The organism is Mesorhizobium amorphae CCNWGS0123 (assembly GCF_001686985.1).
GTDB classification, from domain to species: Bacteria; Pseudomonadota; Alphaproteobacteria; order Rhizobiales; family Rhizobiaceae; genus Mesorhizobium; species Mesorhizobium amorphae.
Map to the genome: position 1 here is coordinate 325,669 of NZ_CP015322.1, position 17,594 is coordinate 343,262.

A 17,594-nucleotide genomic window follows, 5' to 3' on the forward strand; every position below is an offset into this window, starting at 1 on the left:
GCTCTTCCCGAGACCAGCGCCGGCGCCGCTCAACCGACGTGATCACTTCGATCTGATGCTTCATCACAGGGCCAGTCCTAGTGCTTGCACTAGGACTGGCAGCTTTCAGCCTACCTCAGCAAGGCGGCCGTCACCGTGGGGATACCTTTTGTTATAACCGGCAGCGATGATCGCTTGCCGGGCCTCGGCAAGCACTAGCTCTGCTGGCGCTCCGGCCGACAGCCGCTCGGCCGAGGTGGACAGGACTTCGGGGAGCTTTGGCGCTGCCAAGCGCTGTTCGGGCGAGAGCCTGACATTGCGCGACGACATCGCCAGGCCGTCGGCTTCACGTACCGTTGGACATGCTACGATCTCGATGGGAATGTCGAGATCGCGCACGAGCCGGCGAACGACGTGCAGCTGCTGGAAATCCTTCTCACTGAAGAAGGCGAGATCAGCACGCGTCTGTAAAAAGAGCTTGGCTACGACGGTTGCCACGCCGTCGAAATGGCCGGGACGGAACTCTCCGCACAGGCCATCGCTCACCCACCCACCGTGGTGTCGAATCCTTGCGGTCCGCCGCATTTGACGCGTAGAGCATTGGCGCGTAGAGCAGATGGGCGCCGAGCGGCCCGAGACTGTTACACTACTTGGCCGCGGCCTTTGCCTCAGCAATCCAGGCATCCCATTGCACGCGGTGTTTTTGCCTCCAATCTTCCGCATTCTTGCGAATGTCTTCCGGCTTTCCGTGCCCTTCGTGTATTCGCAGGCTGTTGGCGCTAATGTCTTCTTGCGGAACTTTAAGCAATTCGAACCACTTCTGCGCTGCTGGATTTGCGTCCAAGAACGCTGTGTTTGCGATCACGCGCTCAGAAAAGAAGGTGAACCCTAGGTTGCCAATCCCAGGAACAATTGTCTTTGCCCCTTCCAAGTCTTTCGGAAGATCGGTATGGTCGACCGTCAACCAAACTACGTTTTTGCCCGGAGTAAGCACTGTAGTCAACCACATCGGGCTCCACGAATAGTATAAAGTTGGCGTACCGGCTTTGATACGCTCGATAGCGTCGGCGATGATCGCTTCGTAGCTACCCTGAAGGTGTTGTACGGTGTCGCGAAGGCCATAAGCATCCATCTGATGCTCAATAACTCTCTCACATCCCCAACCGGTTTGGCATCCATAGAGCTCGGCCTTGCCGTCTCCGTCGTTGTCAAACAGTTTTGCAATCTTAGGGTCCTTAAACTGGTTGATCGTCTTGATATTGAAAGCATCGGCCGTCTTCTTGTCGATTAAGTAGCCCTGAAGGAAGTTTTCGGCCAATGTTCCGACTGGCTGAAGCTTGGCGCTTCCTCCAGCTTTCTCCCAAATAGATGAGTGCAGCGGATCGTCATATGTAGCGTAAAAGGTTGCGTCCCCACTTCCGACTGAGAGTATGGCCGACTGAAGCTGCATGGAGGCAGATGGCTTTACTTCATACCCAAGATCCTCCAGTCCCATACTGACGATATCTCTTTCAAACCACTCGTCAGCGTAGTTCTGATCGGCTGGTTGCACCGAAATCCCTGCTCCTGGAAGTTTCTCCGCCGATTCCGCCGTGCCAATGGTGCACGCTACAACCAGCGCCCCAAGGGACATCGCTATTGCACCTATACGCATAGTTCTCTCCTCCTGTTTTATTTAGATGATTGCTCGCGCCCTTTTGCGGTGACAGCGCTAACACCACCAACCCGCGGGAGTCTCCCCAAAAACGTCCTCGGGTTTCACAACATTTCCTTCAGCCAAGACCTGGATGCCCGCTACACGCGCAGAGTGCTCGGCAGGCGGACAAAATGCCCAGTTCTCAGTCGGGGGAAACTGCGCATTCGGTATGACTTGAGAGGCTTTTCCTTTGTTTGGTTCTGGGATGGTAGCGGGGGGGGGCTACAAATCAACGGGATAAAAAGTCATGCCCCGCACGACTAAATGTTATCACGCTAATATGGCTCGCATGGGGTCGCCATCGCTCGGGGATGCCGGGACTTTCTTTGCTGAACAATGAGGAGCCGAGATCTGCCGGCCTTTACGCTCCTGACATCAGAGCCGTGGCACCGCTGCCCGGTTTGGCAAGTGTCCCGTCAGCTCAAAGCCCAGTTAGGGGCCCTCGGACCGACCCTCGGCCAACAAGCTGGCGACGTGCCGCGAAAAGCATGCGAGCGATGACCGATACCAGAGTATGCAGCCCGCTGCGCCTACCCCAAGCGCTTCCGCCTCGATCCCGCACTTACTACCCCCCGCGAGAACGCGAAAAGGCCGCTGGCGGGTGCTCATTGTAGCGGTATATCTCGGCACCGGAGCGTTTGAAGCGTCGACCGACTGATAACATTTACTCCTGAGGCGCATGATCTTTTGTCACGTTGTGTTGAGACCACCCCGCCGTTAGCGTCTGAGAAACTCAAGAGGGAATACCCTTACGCTGGGCTGAGGGGGCGGAACTAAGCCAATCCGCCAGCGCGATGCGTAGGCGGTAAGCATACACTGTAAGGCACGAACGAGGCCCATCTGCACTCTCTACAGTCGATATATAGAATCCTTCGAAGACGCTCCGGCGGGATAGGAAGGGACGAAAAAGCGGCCGGCAATCCATCGCGTTGACATCAATTGGAGCCGCAATGAGTGATACCTCGAGCAGTGGAATAAGATGGATCGCGGAAGCGAAAGCAGGTGGCTAAGTAGACCTTAGCCACGCAATCGACCCGTCGGAGGGGGTTACGCTGCCGTGCGGGTTGTTCTTTGTCGTGCAGGCATAAAGAACCAAAGACTGTCGGTCAGTCTTTGCGGTGGGTCCGATGTCCAAACTGCAAGTGTCGAACGTCAGGACGAGGTCGCGCGGAACATCAAGGGAGGAACCTACTGTGTCTAAATGCGCCATCAAAAGGATCGATGTTTTCAAGGCGGACCTCCGCTATAAGGGCGGGGTTTACCGTTTGTCAGGGGGGCGCGAGTACAGCGTCTTGGACGCGACAATCGTGCGGGTAACTACGCAGGATGGAATTGAAGGCTGGGGGGAAAGCACTCCCTGGGGCTCTAATTATGTCGCCTCCCACGCGCTGGGTGTCAGGTCCGGCATCGCAGAAATGGCGCCCCATCTTATTGGCCTTGACCCAAGACGAGTTGACCGCACCTATGACGCCATGGATGCAGCCCTTTTAGGGCATGAACATGCCAAGACGGCGATCGATGTCGCCTGCTGGGACATTTTTGGAAAGTCTGTGGGTCTCCCCGTGTGCGAGCTGTTGGGGGGGCGCACCAACGTAAAGATGCCGGTTATCTCGTCAATCCATTTGGATGAACCGGAAAATATGCGCCGGAGCGTAGCTGAGTATCGTGCCATGGGTTATCTAGGTCACTCCGTGAAGGTGGGCGGGGAACCGGCAGAGGACGCAGCCAGAATTGAGGCTGCTCTCGCAGATCAAAAGCCCCGAGAATTCTTTATCGTCGACGCGAACGGAGGGCTGACGGTAGAGACCGCGCTACGCATGCTGCGTCTTCTTCCTCAGGGGCTCGACTTTGTACTTGAGGCACCCTGCGCAACGTGGCGGGAATGCGTATCTCTGCGCAGGAGGACCGATATCCCGATCTTCTTCGACGAGCTGGCAACCAGCGACGCTTCGATCGTGCAGTTGATAGCTGATGATGCAGCAGACGGAATAGGTTTGAAAATCTCCAAAAATGGCGGGCTCACGAAAGGACGCCGCCACCGCGATATCTGCATTGCGGCCGGCTACACGATGAGCGTCCAGGAGACTGCGGGCTCCGATATAGCCTTCGCAGCAATTGTGCATATGGGCCAGACCGTTCCAGAGAGATACCTTCGCTGTGTGCTTGAAAGCCGCGCCGTGATGTCTGGGAAGACCGCCGACGGCCGTTACGATGTCGTTAACGGACGTATCGTCGCCCCGGATCTACCAGGCCTGGGGATCACACCTCGCCTCGATTTCCTAGGTGATCCAGTTGCCCATTATTCCTAGGTATGGCGCGTGAGCCATACGATTGCGAAGGCCCAATGACGGCCGGTGGCGCTCAGAATTAAGGGTCTGTCGGTCGACCGGGGCGACACGGCCAATTCGAGTTCGTGTTCGGTGATGCGACCCGCCTGTCTGCACTTCGTATTCGGTCTGGCCAGGGACTTGGGATCCTTGCGCAGGCATCGGCCGACATTGTCGGCAATCGGGGGATGCCCTAGAAGCGAAAGAACTCAAATTGTTGTGGCGCGACAGACGATGCGATCAAAGACGCTGTACCATAACATCCTAAGGCTATTGCCGACCTTCGAAGCAGCTGCGCGCCGCGAAAGCTTTACCTTAGCCGGCGAAGAAGTCGGCCTGTCACAGAGCTCAGTCAGCAAGCAGATCATTCAGCTCGAAAGCAGGCTCGGACAGCCGCTTTTTGCCAGGGCGCATAAGCAAATTTCGTTAACCCCGGCGGGCGATCGGCTCTTGAGAGCTTACTCCGCCGCGGCATCTCAGATCATTGATGCTCTTGAGGATTTAATTCAGGATCGATCTAGGCAGCAGATCGTACTTTCGACATCAACGGCCAATGCGACCTTCATGCTGCTGCCTCGGGTCGCCGAGGTCAGGGAATGTTTTGGCGGCGGGGAGATCTTTGTTGTGACCGCCGACCCTCAAGGCATCGAGCCGACAGGGCAAGTGGACCTAGTGTTCACCTTCGGAGAACCAGATTTTCCAGGTCTCACTCTACGCCCGTTGTTTTCGGACATTATGACACCGGTTTGTTCTCCTGAGTTCCTGGAAAAGAACGGGCCCCTCCTAAAAGTGACTGACCTGCAGAATTGCGAACTGCTCTACATGCAGGCTCAACACCCATCGTGGGTGGGTTGGCGGCAATGGCTGCGTGAGTTTTCCTTGGAGCCGCCCAAAAACCAGCGCACGATGGGATTCAATAACTACTACAACTTGATCCAAGCGTGCCTAGCAGGGCAAGGCGTGGCTCTGGGCTACCTCCGGGTACTTGGCGAACTGCTAGAAGCCGGACGCTTGGTGACCCCGCTCCCCGAATTCCGCCAAACAGAGGATAAGTACCACATCGCTTGGCCTTCGCATCGACCTCCAGATTTTCCGATCCAGCGGTTTGAGGAATGGCTGACCAGGCGGTATGGCGGCCCTATCAAGGGCTTTTCGCTGTCTGGCGACTGAACACTCGTTGTTGACGGCAGCCCTCCGGAAAGTTCCGAGTTTGACGCGCCCTTGCTATCCCCTTTAGCCGAGTTGCCGGCGTAGACGATGACGCATGCTGATTCATGAAAGCGCCCACCCTGAATAGTTAGGCAGCTTTTGCATTCTCTGGAGGAATGCAAAAGCTGCCTAACTTTCATTTGATTTCCGAGTGTCGCGGCCACATCCTTCAGCCCTGAAGAGCCGCAACGGGTTTAAATCCGCTCCAAGGAAGGTGGCGAATGCGCAACATATTCACATTTGGTCATCGGCCAGCTCAACGCAACTGGACGGTTGCCGACTTGCGCGCCAACAAGGGCAAAGTGCAGCTGACCGAAGTAACAGTCAGCAGTCGCGAACAAGCGGCGCGAGCTGCCGCCGCCGGGATCGACACGCTGATGACGCGTTCGCAATATTTGAAGGAGGTCAGGGATGGGGCGCCTACCACATTCGTGACCGCGGCTCTTATGCTTGTAGATCACCCTACGGAAAAAGATGTGCTCGAAGGCGCGATGCGAGCGATGGATGAGGGCGCCGACGCGCTTTATACAAGCCGAAGCCTCGACACCATCAAGATGCTAGCCGATCTTGACTTTCCGGTTATGGGACATGTCGGCCTGGTGCCTCCCTATAGCACCTGGATTGGCGGGTTGCGTGCTTACGGTACCAACGCCGACGAAGCGATGAAACTTGTTGAGCGCTTCCGGGCCATGGAGGCTGCAGGTGCTTTCGCTGTCGAGGTCGAGCTCGTGCCACAGGAAGTGCTTGAGGCGATCAACGAGCAAACGAGCCTCATTACTTTTTCAATTGGATCCGGCTCTGGTGGGGACGTCACCTTCCTATTTTCGGAAGACATTTGTGGTGAGACGAAGAACCCTCCCCGGCATGCTTACGCGTATGGCAATGTGCTTCAGTTGCAGGAGCAAATGGAACGGGAAAGAATCCAAGCGTTGACTGCGTTCCACGCCGCCGTGCGGGATGGTTCTTTCCCCTATCGCAACGTTACGGTCTCGATGAAGCCCAACGAGCTGGAGTCATTCCAGGCTCGGCTGGGCGAAGCAGCCCCCTTGGGTGCGCAAAGCGTAGGATGACGCACATGGTCACCGATACGACAAAGCCAGAAGTTACACTCCCTGGAAAAGCGATTTGGAACTACCGCCCTAATCTGCCGCTCGAGGACAAATCCATCTTCAACCTCAGGCGCGGACCACTTGAGGGGCTAATGCTCATCTGGCACTCGTGGTTGCCTATTTCTGATAGATTGATTGTGGTCGGCGTGTCTTTCCTGACCTGGTATTATCTTTCACCGACGCTGGAAACTGCGCGCACATTCAGTCTTGATTGGGTCGCAGCCATCTATCTGCGCAATCTGGCAATGATAGTGCTTCTCGCCGGCGGAATGCATCTTTATCTGTATACGTTCAAAATGCAGGGAGACCGTCTGCGCTATGACGCCCGCCCGTTCCATAAGAAGAATGCGCTATTCACTTTCAGCAGCCAATTTCTCGATAACGTGTTCTGGACGATTGCTAGCGGCGTAACGGTATGGACAGCGTACGAAGTCCTAGGCCTTTGGTGTTATGCGAACGGCTATATGCCGGTTCTAACCTTCACGGCGCATCCAGTCTGGTTTGTCCTGTGGTTTGTGTTACTGCCGCTGTACGGGGTTTTTCACTTCTACTGGATTCATCGTGTTCTTCATTGGGGACCGCTCTACAACCGCTTTCATTCGCTTCATCACCGCAATGTCAATGTTGGGCCATGGTCGGGCATGTCCATGCATCCCATTGAGCACCTCATCTATTTGACTTCAATTGTGATCCACTTTGTCCTCGCGTCACACCCAATCCATTTTATCTTCCACCTTCAGTCGAAGGTGCTTTTGGCCGTGAGTTCGCATGCCGGATACGAGTCGGTTACGGCGGGCGAACACAGTGACTCGGGCCTGAAGGTTGGCGACTTCTTCCACCAATTGCATCACCGCTACTTCGAATGCAATTACGGCGAACCAGAGGTGCCTTGCGACAAATGGTTTGGGACCTTCCATGACGGATCAGAAGAGGCGACTGCCCGTACCCGGGTTCGCACCAAGGAGATGCGTAAGAGGTGAGTCGCCAGGGAAACGTCTCTGCGCGCCCCCCCGCTTCTTCGGCGTGAGCCTGTGACCACATTGCCTTCCTGGAGAAGGGGAGCAGGTCGCTTAGAAAGGTCATGATGATTAAGATCACTTATGTAGAACACAACGGCCGCGAGCATACCGTTGGCGTCCCACAGGGAGGGACCCTTATGGAGGGCGCGCGGGACAACGGCATTCCCGGCATCGAGGCAGACTGCGGTGGTGCATGTTCCTGCGCAACTTGTCACGCCTACATCGACTCTGCGTGGATTGAAAAGCTCCCGGCCAAACAGCCGATGGAGGCCGACATGCTGGACTTTGCATATGAGCCGGACGCGACGCGATCGCGCCTGACTTGCCAGGTCCGAGTGACCGAGGCTTTGAACGGCTTAGTGCTGCATATGCCGGAGAGGCAAGCCTGAGATCAGAACCGATGTGTCGGCGAGCTTGAGGCTACAGCGGCAGGGAGTGGGAATGGCCGGTATCGTAATCATAGGCGCGGGCCAAGCAGGAGCCTCGGTAGCGGCGAAGGCGCGAGTACTCGGGTTCTCAGGACAGGTTACGATAATAGGTGACGAGCCTGTCGCACCATATCAACGCCCTCCCTTGTCCAAGGGGTATCTCATAGGCGAAACCAATTTCGAACGGCTCCTTCTACGATCCCCGTCGTTCTGGAGTGAAAACGGTATTGACCTAAAGCTTGGTGCCCCAGCCTCCGCAATCGATCGGTTTGCGAAGACAGTGAGGTGCTGCGACGAGACCGTTCGATATGACCAGCTTGTCCTGGCGACCGGCTCCAGCCCGCGGAGGCTCCCGGCGCAGGTAGGGGGCCAGCTAGGCGGAGTGTACACGTTCCGTACGGTGGCCGATGCAAACGCAATGACGGCGGAATTCAGCCCCGGACGAAAATTGCTCATCGTCGGGGGCGGATATATCGGCCTGGAAGCTGCTGCCCTCGGCGCAAAACTCGGTCTCGATGTTACCCTGATCGAAATGGCGCCGCGTATACTCCAGCGCGTCGCAGCACCGGCGACTTCCGATTTCTTCCGTGCACTGCATGCCGAGCACGGGGTCACCATCCTAGAAAACATCGGGCTTGGCCGTCTGATCGGTGAAGGGCGCGTTTCCCGGGCTCTGTTATCCGACGGTACCGAGCTGGAGGTCGATTTCGTGATCGTGGGTATTGGCATTGCGCCCAGAACCCAACTTGCGTCCGAAGCTGGCCTGGTCATCGACAATGGGGTGGCTACCGATGCCTTCGGCCGAACCTCCGACCCAAGCATCTGGGCGGCCGGAGAATGCGCCTCCTTTCGCCATGGTGGAAGCCGAATCAGGCTCGAGAGCGTTGGTCACGCAATAGATCATGGCGAACTCGTAGCTAGAAACATTGCTGGTGCCGCTGTCCGATACAAGGCGCAGCCTTGGTTCTGGTCAGATCAATACAACGCCAAGCTTCAGATCGCCGGTCTCAACGTCGGGCATGATCGCTTCGTGGTGCGTGAGGGAGAGGGCCCTTCACAATCTGTGTGGTATTATCGCGGGCCGCAACTGCTTGCGCTCGACGCGATGAACGACTCTCGATCCTATATGGTTGGCAAGCGCATTATTGAAACCGGTCAGACGATTTTACCAGAATTTGTCAGCGACACGTCCAAAGACGTGAAGTCGCTCCTGTCGCTTGCCACCACGATTACAGAAACATTTGCGGCGTGAATAAAGGTGGCTTTCAACTAAAGGTTGTATAGTGAACATTGTGAACTAACGCCTGTGTAGAGCTTGATAGGGTAGGGTGAAGGCTACGCCGGGGCTTGCTCACCTCCTCTATCGATAACATTTCGTCTCATGAACCATGAGTATTTATCGGGTTGTTATCTAGCTGACCTCGCTCTAGCGTTTGAAATCATTGAGAAAACTTGTGTACACTAATCGAGGTCTGTCCAGGGATGAAAAGTGGTTTTTCGAAATCTTCGAATGGCTCTGGAATTGAAATTCCAGAGGTGATGGCTGGCGTAGTCCTCGTCGGGCATGGGGGGGTCGACAAGCTCGAGTACCGCGAGGATATACCGGTACCCACGCCGGGCCCTGGAGAGGTTTTGATCCGTGTCGCGGCTGCCGGCATCAACAACACTGACATCAACACGCGAATTGGTTGGTATTCAAAGGGTGTCAACAGCGCCACAGAGGCAGGTGCGACGCAAGGCTTCGAAACAGTGCAGGACGCCGACGCAACGTGGTCAGGCGTTCCTATGTCATTTCCGCGCATTCAAGGGGGCGACTGCTGTGGTCACATCGTCGGCGTCGGCGACGGCATTGATGCCAGCCGGATCGGTGAACGCGTCATGGTGCGAAACATCATACGCACCTATGCAGATTTCAGGCCTCTGGAGGGCTGGGTCTTTGGATCAGAGTGCGATGGGGCTTTCGCCCAGTATACCAAAGCACCGTCACACGAAACTGATAAGATAGAATGCAATTGGAGCGATGTTGAACTCGCTTCCATACCAGTCGCCTACTCAACGGCAGAAGCCATGTTGCACCGTGCCGGAGTCAAGCGAGACGAACATGTGGTCATCACCGGCGCCTCGGGCGGCGTCGGATCCGCTGCCATCCAGCTGGCCAAACGCCGTGGAGCTATGGTGACCGCAATCGCGGGGGCTAACAAGCTCGAACAACTGCGCGAGCTTGGCGCCGATCGTGTCGTCCCGCGAGGCGAGGATCTGGTTAAACACCTCGGCAAGGAAGTCGCCGACGTTGCTATCGATGTTGCAGCGGGACCTGGCTTTGCAGCGCTCCTGGACGTCTTAAAGAAAGGCGGACGTTATGCGGTCGCCGGGGCCATAGCCGGGCCCATTGTTGAGCTTGATGTGCGTACGCTGTACCTAAAAGATCTCACCTTCTTTGGGTGCACGTTCCAGCCCGACGAAGTTTTCACGAATCTCGTTTCCTACATCGAAAAAAGTGAGATCCGCCCGTTTGTCGGCAACACTTATCCATTGAAGGATATTGTTAGGGCTCAGCAAGACTTTCTGTCAAAGCGTATTCCCGGGAAACTGGTGCTCGTCATACCTCACTAAAAAATGGAAAGTAACAATGCCAGATCTTAAGATTGCGCGTATTGACGTATTCAAGGTCGACCTGCCGTATACCGGCGGTGTCTATCTCCTGTCAGGCGACCGTGAATACACGACGTTCGACGCGACCATGGTGCGTATTACGACCCAAACTGGCCTCGAGGGATGGGGTGAAAGCACGCCATTTGGCGCGAATTACGTGGCATCTCACGCACTGGGTGTCCGATCTGGGATTGCTGAAATTGCTCCCTCGCTTATCGGGCTCGACCCCAGACGGGTTGACCGCGTCAACGATGCAATGGATGCGGCGCTTCTTGGTCATGAGCATGCCAAAACAGCGATCGACGTCGCATGCTGGGACGTTTTCGGAAAGTCAGTCGGTCTTCCTGTATGCGAATTATTGGGAGGGCGGACTAACCTCAAAATGCCGCTTATCTCGTCTATACGCATGGATGAACCCGAAAACATGCGTCGCAACGTAGCTGAGCATCGAGCAAGGGGTTATCGAGGTCATTCGGTAAAAATCGGCGGCGACCCGGTCGAGGACGCGGCTCGCATTGCGGCATCGCTGGCTGACAAAAGAGCAGGCGAGTATTTCATTGTCGACGCCAACGGGGGAATGACGGTCGAGACGGCCCTTCGTACGCTTCGACTCCTTCCGCACGGCCTGGATTTCGTACTCGAGGCGCCCTGCGCGACGTGGCGCGAATGCCTTTCGCTGCGTCGGCGTTCTAACATCCCTATGATTTTCGACGAACTTGCAATGAGCGACTCATCAATCGTTCAATTGGTCGCCGACGATGCGGCGGAGGCCTTTGGGTTAAAAATCTCCAAGAATGGCGGTTTGACAAGGGGCCGTCGTCATCGCGATATTGCGATCGCAGCTGGCTACACGATGAGTGTCCAGGACACAATCGGATCGGCCATCGCATTTGCTGCGATTGTGCAAATGGGCCAGACGATTCCGGAAAAATATTTGCGTTGCGTCGTCGATCTTCGGGCCATGGTTGCCCAGACGACGGCTGATGGAGACTTTGACATAATCGACGGCCGCGTGACAGCCCCGGACACGCCTGGCTTGGGGATCACACCCAGGCTGGAAGTCTTAGGCGAACCAGTTGCCAGCTATTCGTAGCGGTGCAACACGAGTTCAGCCATCGTCGACGTCCCATGTCTGGAAAGGTTGATATGCCTCAATCGTCGGGCCTTCTCCCAATAACTCAGATCAATGCCAGATTTACGGCGTACGACTGCCACTGCGAGGGAGACGTTGAGAAAGTTGTCATCTCCGGGCTTCCCGAATTGCCCGAGGGCACCGCTTTTGAGAAAATGAAATTCTTCCGGGACCACCACGACGGCCTGCGCCGATTCTTTCTTCGAGAACCCCGCGGGAGTATGATTCAGAGCGTCAACTTCATCGTGCCGACAGAGAATCCCGCAGCGGTCGCTGCGTACATTATCGCCGAGGCAGAAGAATATCCTGAAATGTCAGGCGGCAACACGATCAGCGTGGCAACCACCCTGCTTAAAACTGGCATTGTGCCGATCACTGGTCCGATAACCCGGTTCAAGCTTGAAGCTCCTGCAGGCCTCATTGAGATCGAATGCGATACCTCAGGTGGCAAGGTGGGTTCGGTCCGGTTCACAAACCAGCCTGCCTTTGCCTATTGCACCGGTAGGACAATTCACCTGTCGAACTTTGGCGACTTGATCGTGGACGTCGGGTACGGGGGAATGACGTATGCTATCGTGGACGCACGCCAGTTCGGGTTCGAACTCCGTGCATCCGAGGGGCGGCGGCTCAGTGACTTGGGACAGGAAATCAAGGCTGCCGCAGCGGCACAGATACCCGTGTCCCATCCCTTGAATGCCGAGTTACCTGGCATCACCCAAGTCATGTTTGTGGACCCCGTTACACGTAGTTCACATGGTGCCGAGTCAAAGAATGCGGTGATTGTCTCACCCGGCCGGGTTGATCGTTGCCCCTGCGGTACAGGAACGTCGGCACGGCTTGCGGTGATGCATGCGAAGGGGGAAATCGGCGTGGGACAGGCCTTTGCCCACAGGTCATTGATCGACTCGGTGTTCATGGGAGAAATACTCAGCACGACGACGGTCGGCCCCTACAGCGCCATCGTCTCGGCGATTAGCGGGCGGGCGTGGATCACTGCCGAATGCGTTTACATGCTTGAAGACGATGATCCTTATCCTACGGGGTATACGATTTCGGACACGTGGCCCGAAATGAACCAAGACGCGGGTCGGACCTAAGAGGCGTCAGAAGGTTTCAAGGCAGATGAAGGTATGGAGCTACTTACAGAATTTTCTGGCGCTTATGTTCGTAGCACCGGTCAATGACGGCGCAGATCGATCTAGCCGCGTCATTATCGGAGGCGGAGTTATCTGGATTGACAACTGGTCAGCAGGCAAGATGGCAGGCGCTGACTGTGGAAATTCTTCGAACCTCCGATGCACCGAACGCAAGGCACCAACGCCTGCGTAATTCTTAGATATCTCAATTTGTTTAGTTCGGATAATATACTTAGGTTAAATCGTGCGCGTCCAACGGCTTTGCGAGCCCCTGACCGACAGTCAGCGGTGGCACAATCGCAATGGGGCGGCTTAACGAGATGGCTGCACCGGCGAGACAGATCGCCAGACCACAAAGCTTCGCCAAAGTCAGCGGTTCATCGAAGAAAAGCCAGGTCACGGCAACAGCAAAGACCGGTGTTAAATAAAGCACAGTGCCAACGTGAACTGCCGACGAGCGCCGCAGGCACATCCAGTAGAAGCTAAAGGCCCCAAAGGTCGAGAACACGATAAACCACCCCACCACGAACCAGAACGTAGGATCCTGGAATGGTGGGCGCAGGCCTACGTCGGCAATCGCCAATAGCATAAACAAGGCTGCGCAAAAGCTGCTTTGGATGCCTATAGACGGGAGGATGGGGGTCGCATCATTTGTTACCTTCGCGATCAGCGTCGCTGCAACCAGGCCGAACGTTCCTAGTGCCGTTAAAAGGTAGGTCAGCGGCGGGGCCGACTGGCCCCCGCTGGCGATCCAGACCCCTGCAAATGCGATGGCAAGACCGATCCATTGCCGGCGGGAAACACGTTCGCCGAGAACCGGGTCTGCCAGGGCGGCGGTCAGGAGCGGTTGCGTCGCATAGATGATCGAGACTGTGCCCGCCGACATCCCCATCCCGACTGCGACCACGGCACAACCAATCTGCATAAACATGCCGCAGACACCAAGCACTCCGTTCAGCCACACGGCGCGGACGCCGCCTCCCATGGTGATGTGGCGGATCGATGCTGGCGCAAGCAGCAGAGCCACCAGCAGGAAACGCCAAAACAGGACGAGGTATACTGACTGGGTCTCGGCCGCCAGTTTGGCTCCGACATACCCGGAGCTCCACATGGCGACGAGGCCAAGATCCAATAGGGAGAACGGATACCGCCTGGTCATGCACGGACGCCTATTCGCGTCCCGCGCGCCATTCCCTGTAGGCCAGGTTCAGTCGGGCCCCAACGTCGACAAATGGGCGTGGGGGCAAGGTCTGTGGCTTAGCAAAGGCGTGGAAGATGTCACCCAGTCTCGACTGGTGTCCAACGATGAGCTCGGCTGCGGCAATGCCTGCAGCGGTCGACTTGGTCCCACCGATGCCGTTGCATGCGCAAGCAGCGAATATTCCAGGAGCGACTTGGCCAAACAGGGGCACCGTGTTTCGCGTAAGGGCCATGGCGCCCCCCCAGCGGTACTGCATCTTCAGGTGCCGATGCGACGGAAACCGGTCTGCGAATTTGCGGTCGTGCAGGTCCCCTGCTCCCTTGATTGTTGCGTCGCTCGCCTCAATCGTTGGATGATATGTGTAGCGCGAGCGGATGAGAATGCGGTCGCCGTCAGGGCCGTTGATGCGCCGCACCGTCGTCCCCATCGGGGAAGCGGGCGTGGCTCCCCATTTGCGGAGACCGCCCAGTGTGGCGGGATCAAACGGCTCACTCAGTGAGGCGTGCGTAAAGACGTGGAGAAGCTCGCCGCGACCGAATCCAAAGCTCTCGGCATGGCCGTTGGTAGCCAAAATGACTCGCCCTGCCCTCACCTCTCCTTTTGGGGTTTTTACCTTGCAGCCGCCGGAAAAGCTTTCGATGCTGAGCGCTGGCGTCCGTTCATAAAGTTTGACCGGCTCTTGAAACACCGCGGCCACGGCTCTTACCAAAGCCGTCGGCTGCACCATGACCGCTCCGGGCGTAAAGAGTCCCGATTTGAAGGCTGGCGTGCCGGTGACCTTCTCGATCTCGCCTCGACCCAGAAGCTGGTTCGGTTCGTCAAGCGACTTAAGTTGCAGGGAATAGGCTTCGAGATGCTCCGTTCCGCCATCTGTCATGGCCACGCTGTATTTGCCGCTCGCATCGAAGACGTCGTTGTCCCACCCGTGGACCTCTGCCAGCCGCGCATATTGTTGGATCGCAGTCCGAGCCACGAAGATTTCATCGCGGCTTTTGGCAACTGCGTCGGCCCCGAAGTTGCCTGATGAAATGTCGTGTGGCAGATCGATGAGGAATCCAGAATTGCGACCGCTTGCCCCGTGCCCAACTTCGTCAGAGTCAATAACGGCGATGGAGAGCTTAGGATCCAGTTCGGCGAGGCGCACGGCGGCTGACAGACCCGCAAACCCTGCGCCGATGATGGCGACGTCGACAGAGATTGTGCGATCGAGCTCTGTCGTGGGAGTCCTGGCTGGGAGCAAAGCGTCCCAGCCGGACTGAACACCATGAGCCGGGAGGCGACGTGCCTGAAAGACTCTGCCGCTGGCCATTATACTGCTTCTTGCTCAACCAGAGGTCCAAGCGCTATGCGAAGGGCCGAGATGCGGTCCGCGGAAAGCGGCCGGAACGGCTTCCTGGCGCTGCCGCCCCCATATCCGGTGATTTCGGACGCCGCATACACGCTCGGTACATAATCACCATCCCAGAGGAGAGCCATGATTGGCTCCAAGAGCTGCCACAGGGACCGGACGTCGTCCCATCTCTTTTCCTGCGCGGCCCTGACGATGGCAACGCAAGTTCGCGGGGCAATGTTCGCACCGCCCCAAATCAAGCCGGAGCAGCCTGCGAATAGCGAGAATGGCACCAGCGGGTCAGCGCCGTTGATGACATTCAGGCCGGTGCCGATCAACCTGACTTGGCCGACCAGATCACCACTACTGTCCTTGACCGCCTGAAATTCGGGCAGTTCGCAGAGCCTTTGCAGCAGCTGCGGTGTGATCCGCACTCCAACCGCCTGGGGCACATTGTAGCCAATGATGGGCAAACCGACCCCGGCGACTTCGCTGTAGAATTCAAAGACGCTGTCGTCGTCCGACGGGCCCTCGAAGAATGGCGGTAGCACCATTACCCCGTCTGCCCCGGCATCTTTCGCAAATCGTGTTCTTTCGACGACGTCGGCTGTAAGGAGCGCGGAGGCCTGGGCTATCACTTTCGCCCGACCGGCAACGACGCGCGCGCCGCGTTCGACAAGAGCCCGCGACTCCTCCGTGGTGAGGTAGGCGTGCATACCGGTACCGGAGCTGAACACGAATCCGTCGACGCCGACGGCAAGATGGCGCTCGATGAGTTCCTCGAACCGCACGATATCGATGCGGCCGTTTGCGTCAAATGGCGCCGTGATCGCGAGATTGAGACCAGAAAATGCGAATGATGACATCTCAGAAACCTTCATTTGAGCCGCTCAGGTCAATCCAGAGCGTTTTGGTCTGGGTATACTGATCATGAGCGTGCAGGGACTTGTCGCGCCCGCCGAAACCCGACTGCTTATAGCCGCCGAATGGGGTCGAAGCGTCCCCCTCACCGTACGAGTTCACGGTGACGGTACCTGCCTTGAGCGCCCGGGCGGCCCGCAGCGCCCGCGTCCCGTCCGCGGTAAAGATCGAGGCCGCGAGTCCGTATTCGGTCTGGTTGGCGAGGGAGACGGCTTCAGCCAGGGAGTTGACGCCGACCACGGACACGATCGGACCAAAGATCTCCTGCCGCACGTGTTTCCCGTCATGCTGGCCGAACTCCATAATGGTCGGCTCGATCGTGGTGCCGTTGAAGGCCTTTCCACCTGTCACCACCCTGCCCTCCCCGCCGAGATAGCCGCTGACTTTCCCAAAGTGGGTCGCAGAGATCAGTGGCCCGATGCGGGTTTCCGGATCCAGCGGATCGCCAACCGTCCATGACTTTGCAACCACGGTGAGCTTCTCAAGAAGGCGGTCCTTCACGTCATTATGGACAAACACCCGCGATATTGCCGAGCAGTTTTGACCCATGTTCCAGAACGCTCCATTGCCAATATGGGCGGCCACGGCGTCGAGATCGGGCACATCATCCATGACGATGCATGGGTTCTTGCCACCCATCTCAAGCACCACCTCCTTGAGGTTGCTCTCCGAGGAATATTTCAGGAAGCGGCGCCCGGTTTCGGTCGAGCCAGTGAACGAAACGGCGTCGATATCGGGATGCCGGCCGATCGGTTCACCGACGTCCGGACCGTCGCCGGTCAAGACGTTGAAGACGCCGGCAGGAATGCCGGCATCCAGCGCGAGCTCTGCAATCCGCAATGTGGTAAGCGACGTCTCTTCAGCGGGCTTGACCACGATCGTGCAACCCGCGGCAAGTGCCGGACCAATCTTCCACGCCAGCATCAGAAGGGGAAAATTCCACGGGAGGACCAGACCAACAACGCCGATAGGTTCTCGCACGATAAGGCCGAGCGTTGCGTCATTGGCCGGGGCGACCTGGTCGTAGATCTTGTCGACAGCTTCGGCGTGCCATCTGAGGCTGTTAATTGCCTCAGGCACGTCGATGTTGATGCAGTCATTGATGGTTTTGCCGCTGTCCACGCTTTCCATCAGGGCGAGCTCAAGTGCGTTATCTTCGATGACAGCGGCCAGTTGGAGGAGTACCTTTTTCCGGCTTGCCGGCGGCAGCTTTGACCACCGGCCGTCTTCGAAGGCCCGTCGGGCCGCTGCGACCGCCTTGTCCACGTCGGCCGAGGCCGCGGCCGGAAGCTCAGCCAGAATTTCCCCCGTCGCCGGGTTGAGGGTTGGGAACGTTTTGCCCGAAAGTGCGGTGACCGCCTCCCCGTCCACAATCATTTTGGTGGGCAGCTTGAGTGCCTTTGCCTGCGTCTTGTAGTCGACTTTGTTCAGCATTTCTGTTCTCCCTCGTGTCCC

14 protein-coding genes and 1 pseudogene are annotated in these 17,594 nt (G+C 57.2%); 9 read left to right on the forward strand and 6 right to left on the reverse strand.

Translation table 11 applies throughout. From position 1 onward, the window contains the following. Nucleotides 1-147 precede the first annotated feature (147 nt). Nucleotides 148-616: pseudogene (locus tag A6B35_RS31495) on the reverse strand (pantoate--beta-alanine ligase); the annotation flags it as partial. Nucleotides 617-625: 9 nt separating this feature from the next. Then, the gene (gene proX, locus A6B35_RS31500) at nucleotides 626-1,633 is read right to left on the reverse strand and encodes a glycine betaine/L-proline ABC transporter substrate-binding protein ProX (protein WP_006199502.1); all 1,008 of its coding nucleotides are present in this window, start codon (nucleotides 1,631-1,633) and stop codon (nucleotides 626-628) included. 1,235 nt (nucleotides 1,634-2,868) lie between these two features. On the opposite strand from proX, the gene A6B35_RS31505 reads away from it, so the two are divergent. From A6B35_RS31505 to A6B35_RS31545, 9 genes are all read left to right on the forward strand, one after another. Further along, nucleotides 2,869-3,984: a mandelate racemase/muconate lactonizing enzyme family protein gene (locus A6B35_RS31505; protein WP_006199503.1), complete on the forward strand. Its 1,116-nt coding sequence runs from the start codon at nucleotides 2,869-2,871 to the stop codon at nucleotides 3,982-3,984. Nucleotides 3,985-4,236: 252 nt separating this feature from the next. After that, nucleotides 4,237-5,172, forward strand: a complete 936-nt coding sequence (locus tag A6B35_RS31510; protein ID WP_040581755.1) for a LysR substrate-binding domain-containing protein — start codon at nucleotides 4,237-4,239, stop codon at nucleotides 5,170-5,172. 260 nt (nucleotides 5,173-5,432) lie between these two features. Continuing rightward, a complete protein-coding gene (locus tag A6B35_RS31515; RefSeq protein ID WP_006199505.1) occupies nucleotides 5,433-6,281 on the forward strand; it encodes a 3-methyl-2-oxobutanoate hydroxymethyltransferase in 849 nt (282 codons plus the stop codon). Nucleotides 6,282-6,286: 5 nt separating this feature from the next. Further along, on the forward strand, nucleotides 6,287-7,300 hold the full coding sequence (locus A6B35_RS31520) for a sterol desaturase family protein (protein ID WP_006199506.1): 1,014 nt from the start codon (nucleotides 6,287-6,289) through the stop codon (nucleotides 7,298-7,300). Between the two features lie 104 nt (nucleotides 7,301-7,404). Further along, the gene (locus tag A6B35_RS31525; RefSeq protein WP_006199507.1) at nucleotides 7,405-7,728 is read left to right on the forward strand and encodes a 2Fe-2S iron-sulfur cluster-binding protein; all 324 of its coding nucleotides are present in this window, start codon (nucleotides 7,405-7,407) and stop codon (nucleotides 7,726-7,728) included. Between the two features lie 52 nt (nucleotides 7,729-7,780). Continuing rightward, entirely contained in the window at nucleotides 7,781-9,019 is a 1,239-nt protein-coding gene (locus A6B35_RS31530; protein WP_006199508.1) for an NAD(P)/FAD-dependent oxidoreductase, read from the forward strand. A 269-nt stretch (nucleotides 9,020-9,288) separates the two neighbouring features. After that, nucleotides 9,289-10,380, forward strand: a complete 1,092-nt coding sequence (locus tag A6B35_RS31535) for an alcohol dehydrogenase family protein (protein ID WP_040581761.1) — start codon at nucleotides 9,289-9,291, stop codon at nucleotides 10,378-10,380. A 16-nt stretch (nucleotides 10,381-10,396) separates the two neighbouring features. Then, nucleotides 10,397-11,512 carry a mandelate racemase/muconate lactonizing enzyme family protein gene (locus A6B35_RS31540; protein WP_006199510.1) on the forward strand — a complete coding sequence of 372 codons (1,116 nt, stop codon included), beginning with the start codon at nucleotides 10,397-10,399 and terminating at the stop codon, nucleotides 11,510-11,512. A 35-nt stretch (nucleotides 11,513-11,547) separates the two neighbouring features. Next, on the forward strand, nucleotides 11,548-12,648 hold the full coding sequence (locus A6B35_RS31545) for a proline racemase family protein (protein WP_202799439.1): 1,101 nt from the start codon (nucleotides 11,548-11,550) through the stop codon (nucleotides 12,646-12,648). A 271-nt stretch (nucleotides 12,649-12,919) separates the two neighbouring features. Here A6B35_RS31545 and A6B35_RS31550 read toward each other — a convergent pair whose 3' ends face one another. Genes A6B35_RS31550 through A6B35_RS31565 form a run of 4 tightly spaced genes read right to left on the reverse strand, consistent with a single transcriptional unit; the run spans nucleotide 12,920 to nucleotide 17,573 of the window. Then, on the reverse strand, nucleotides 12,920-13,846 hold the full coding sequence (locus A6B35_RS31550; RefSeq protein WP_006199512.1) for a DMT family transporter: 927 nt from the start codon (nucleotides 13,844-13,846) through the stop codon (nucleotides 12,920-12,922). Nucleotides 13,847-13,856: 10 nt separating this feature from the next. Continuing rightward, entirely contained in the window at nucleotides 13,857-15,197 is a 1,341-nt protein-coding gene (locus A6B35_RS31555; RefSeq protein WP_006199513.1) for an NAD(P)/FAD-dependent oxidoreductase, read from the reverse strand. Further along, the gene (locus A6B35_RS31560) at nucleotides 15,197-16,084 is read right to left on the reverse strand and encodes a dihydrodipicolinate synthase family protein (protein WP_006199514.1); all 888 of its coding nucleotides are present in this window, start codon (nucleotides 16,082-16,084) and stop codon (nucleotides 15,197-15,199) included. Before A6B35_RS31560 ends, A6B35_RS31555 begins: the two co-directional genes overlap by 1 nt. A 1-nt stretch (nucleotide 16,085) precedes the next feature. Continuing rightward, nucleotides 16,086-17,573: an aldehyde dehydrogenase gene (locus A6B35_RS31565; RefSeq protein ID WP_006199515.1), complete on the reverse strand. Its 1,488-nt coding sequence runs from the start codon at nucleotides 17,571-17,573 to the stop codon at nucleotides 16,086-16,088. Nucleotides 17,574-17,594 lie beyond the last annotated feature (21 nt).

Coding starts and splice junctions, on each gene's coding strand:
- proX (WP_006199502.1), bottom strand. CDS start 1,633: ATGCGTATAGGTGCAATAGCGATGTCCCTTGGGGCGCTGGTTGTAGCG.
- A6B35_RS31510 (WP_040581755.1), top strand. CDS start 4,237: ATGCGATCAAAGACGCTGTACCATAACATCCTAAGGCTATTGCCGACC.
- A6B35_RS31515 (WP_006199505.1), top strand. CDS start 5,433: ATGCGCAACATATTCACATTTGGTCATCGGCCAGCTCAACGCAACTGG.
- A6B35_RS31520 (WP_006199506.1), top strand. CDS start 6,287: ATGGTCACCGATACGACAAAGCCAGAAGTTACACTCCCTGGAAAAGCG.
- A6B35_RS31525 (WP_006199507.1), top strand. CDS start 7,405: ATGATTAAGATCACTTATGTAGAACACAACGGCCGCGAGCATACCGTT.
- A6B35_RS31530 (WP_006199508.1), top strand. CDS start 7,781: ATGGCCGGTATCGTAATCATAGGCGCGGGCCAAGCAGGAGCCTCGGTA.
- A6B35_RS31540 (WP_006199510.1), top strand. CDS start 10,397: ATGCCAGATCTTAAGATTGCGCGTATTGACGTATTCAAGGTCGACCTG.
- A6B35_RS31545 (WP_202799439.1), top strand. CDS start 11,548: ATGTCTGGAAAGGTTGATATGCCTCAATCGTCGGGCCTTCTCCCAATA.
- A6B35_RS31550 (WP_006199512.1), bottom strand. CDS start 13,846: ATGACCAGGCGGTATCCGTTCTCCCTATTGGATCTTGGCCTCGTCGCC.
- A6B35_RS31555 (WP_006199513.1), bottom strand. CDS start 15,197: ATGGCCAGCGGCAGAGTCTTTCAGGCACGTCGCCTCCCGGCTCATGGT.
- A6B35_RS31560 (WP_006199514.1), bottom strand. CDS start 16,084: ATGTCATCATTCGCATTTTCTGGTCTCAATCTCGCGATCACGGCGCCA.
- A6B35_RS31565 (WP_006199515.1), bottom strand. CDS start 17,573: ATGCTGAACAAAGTCGACTACAAGACGCAGGCAAAGGCACTCAAGCTG.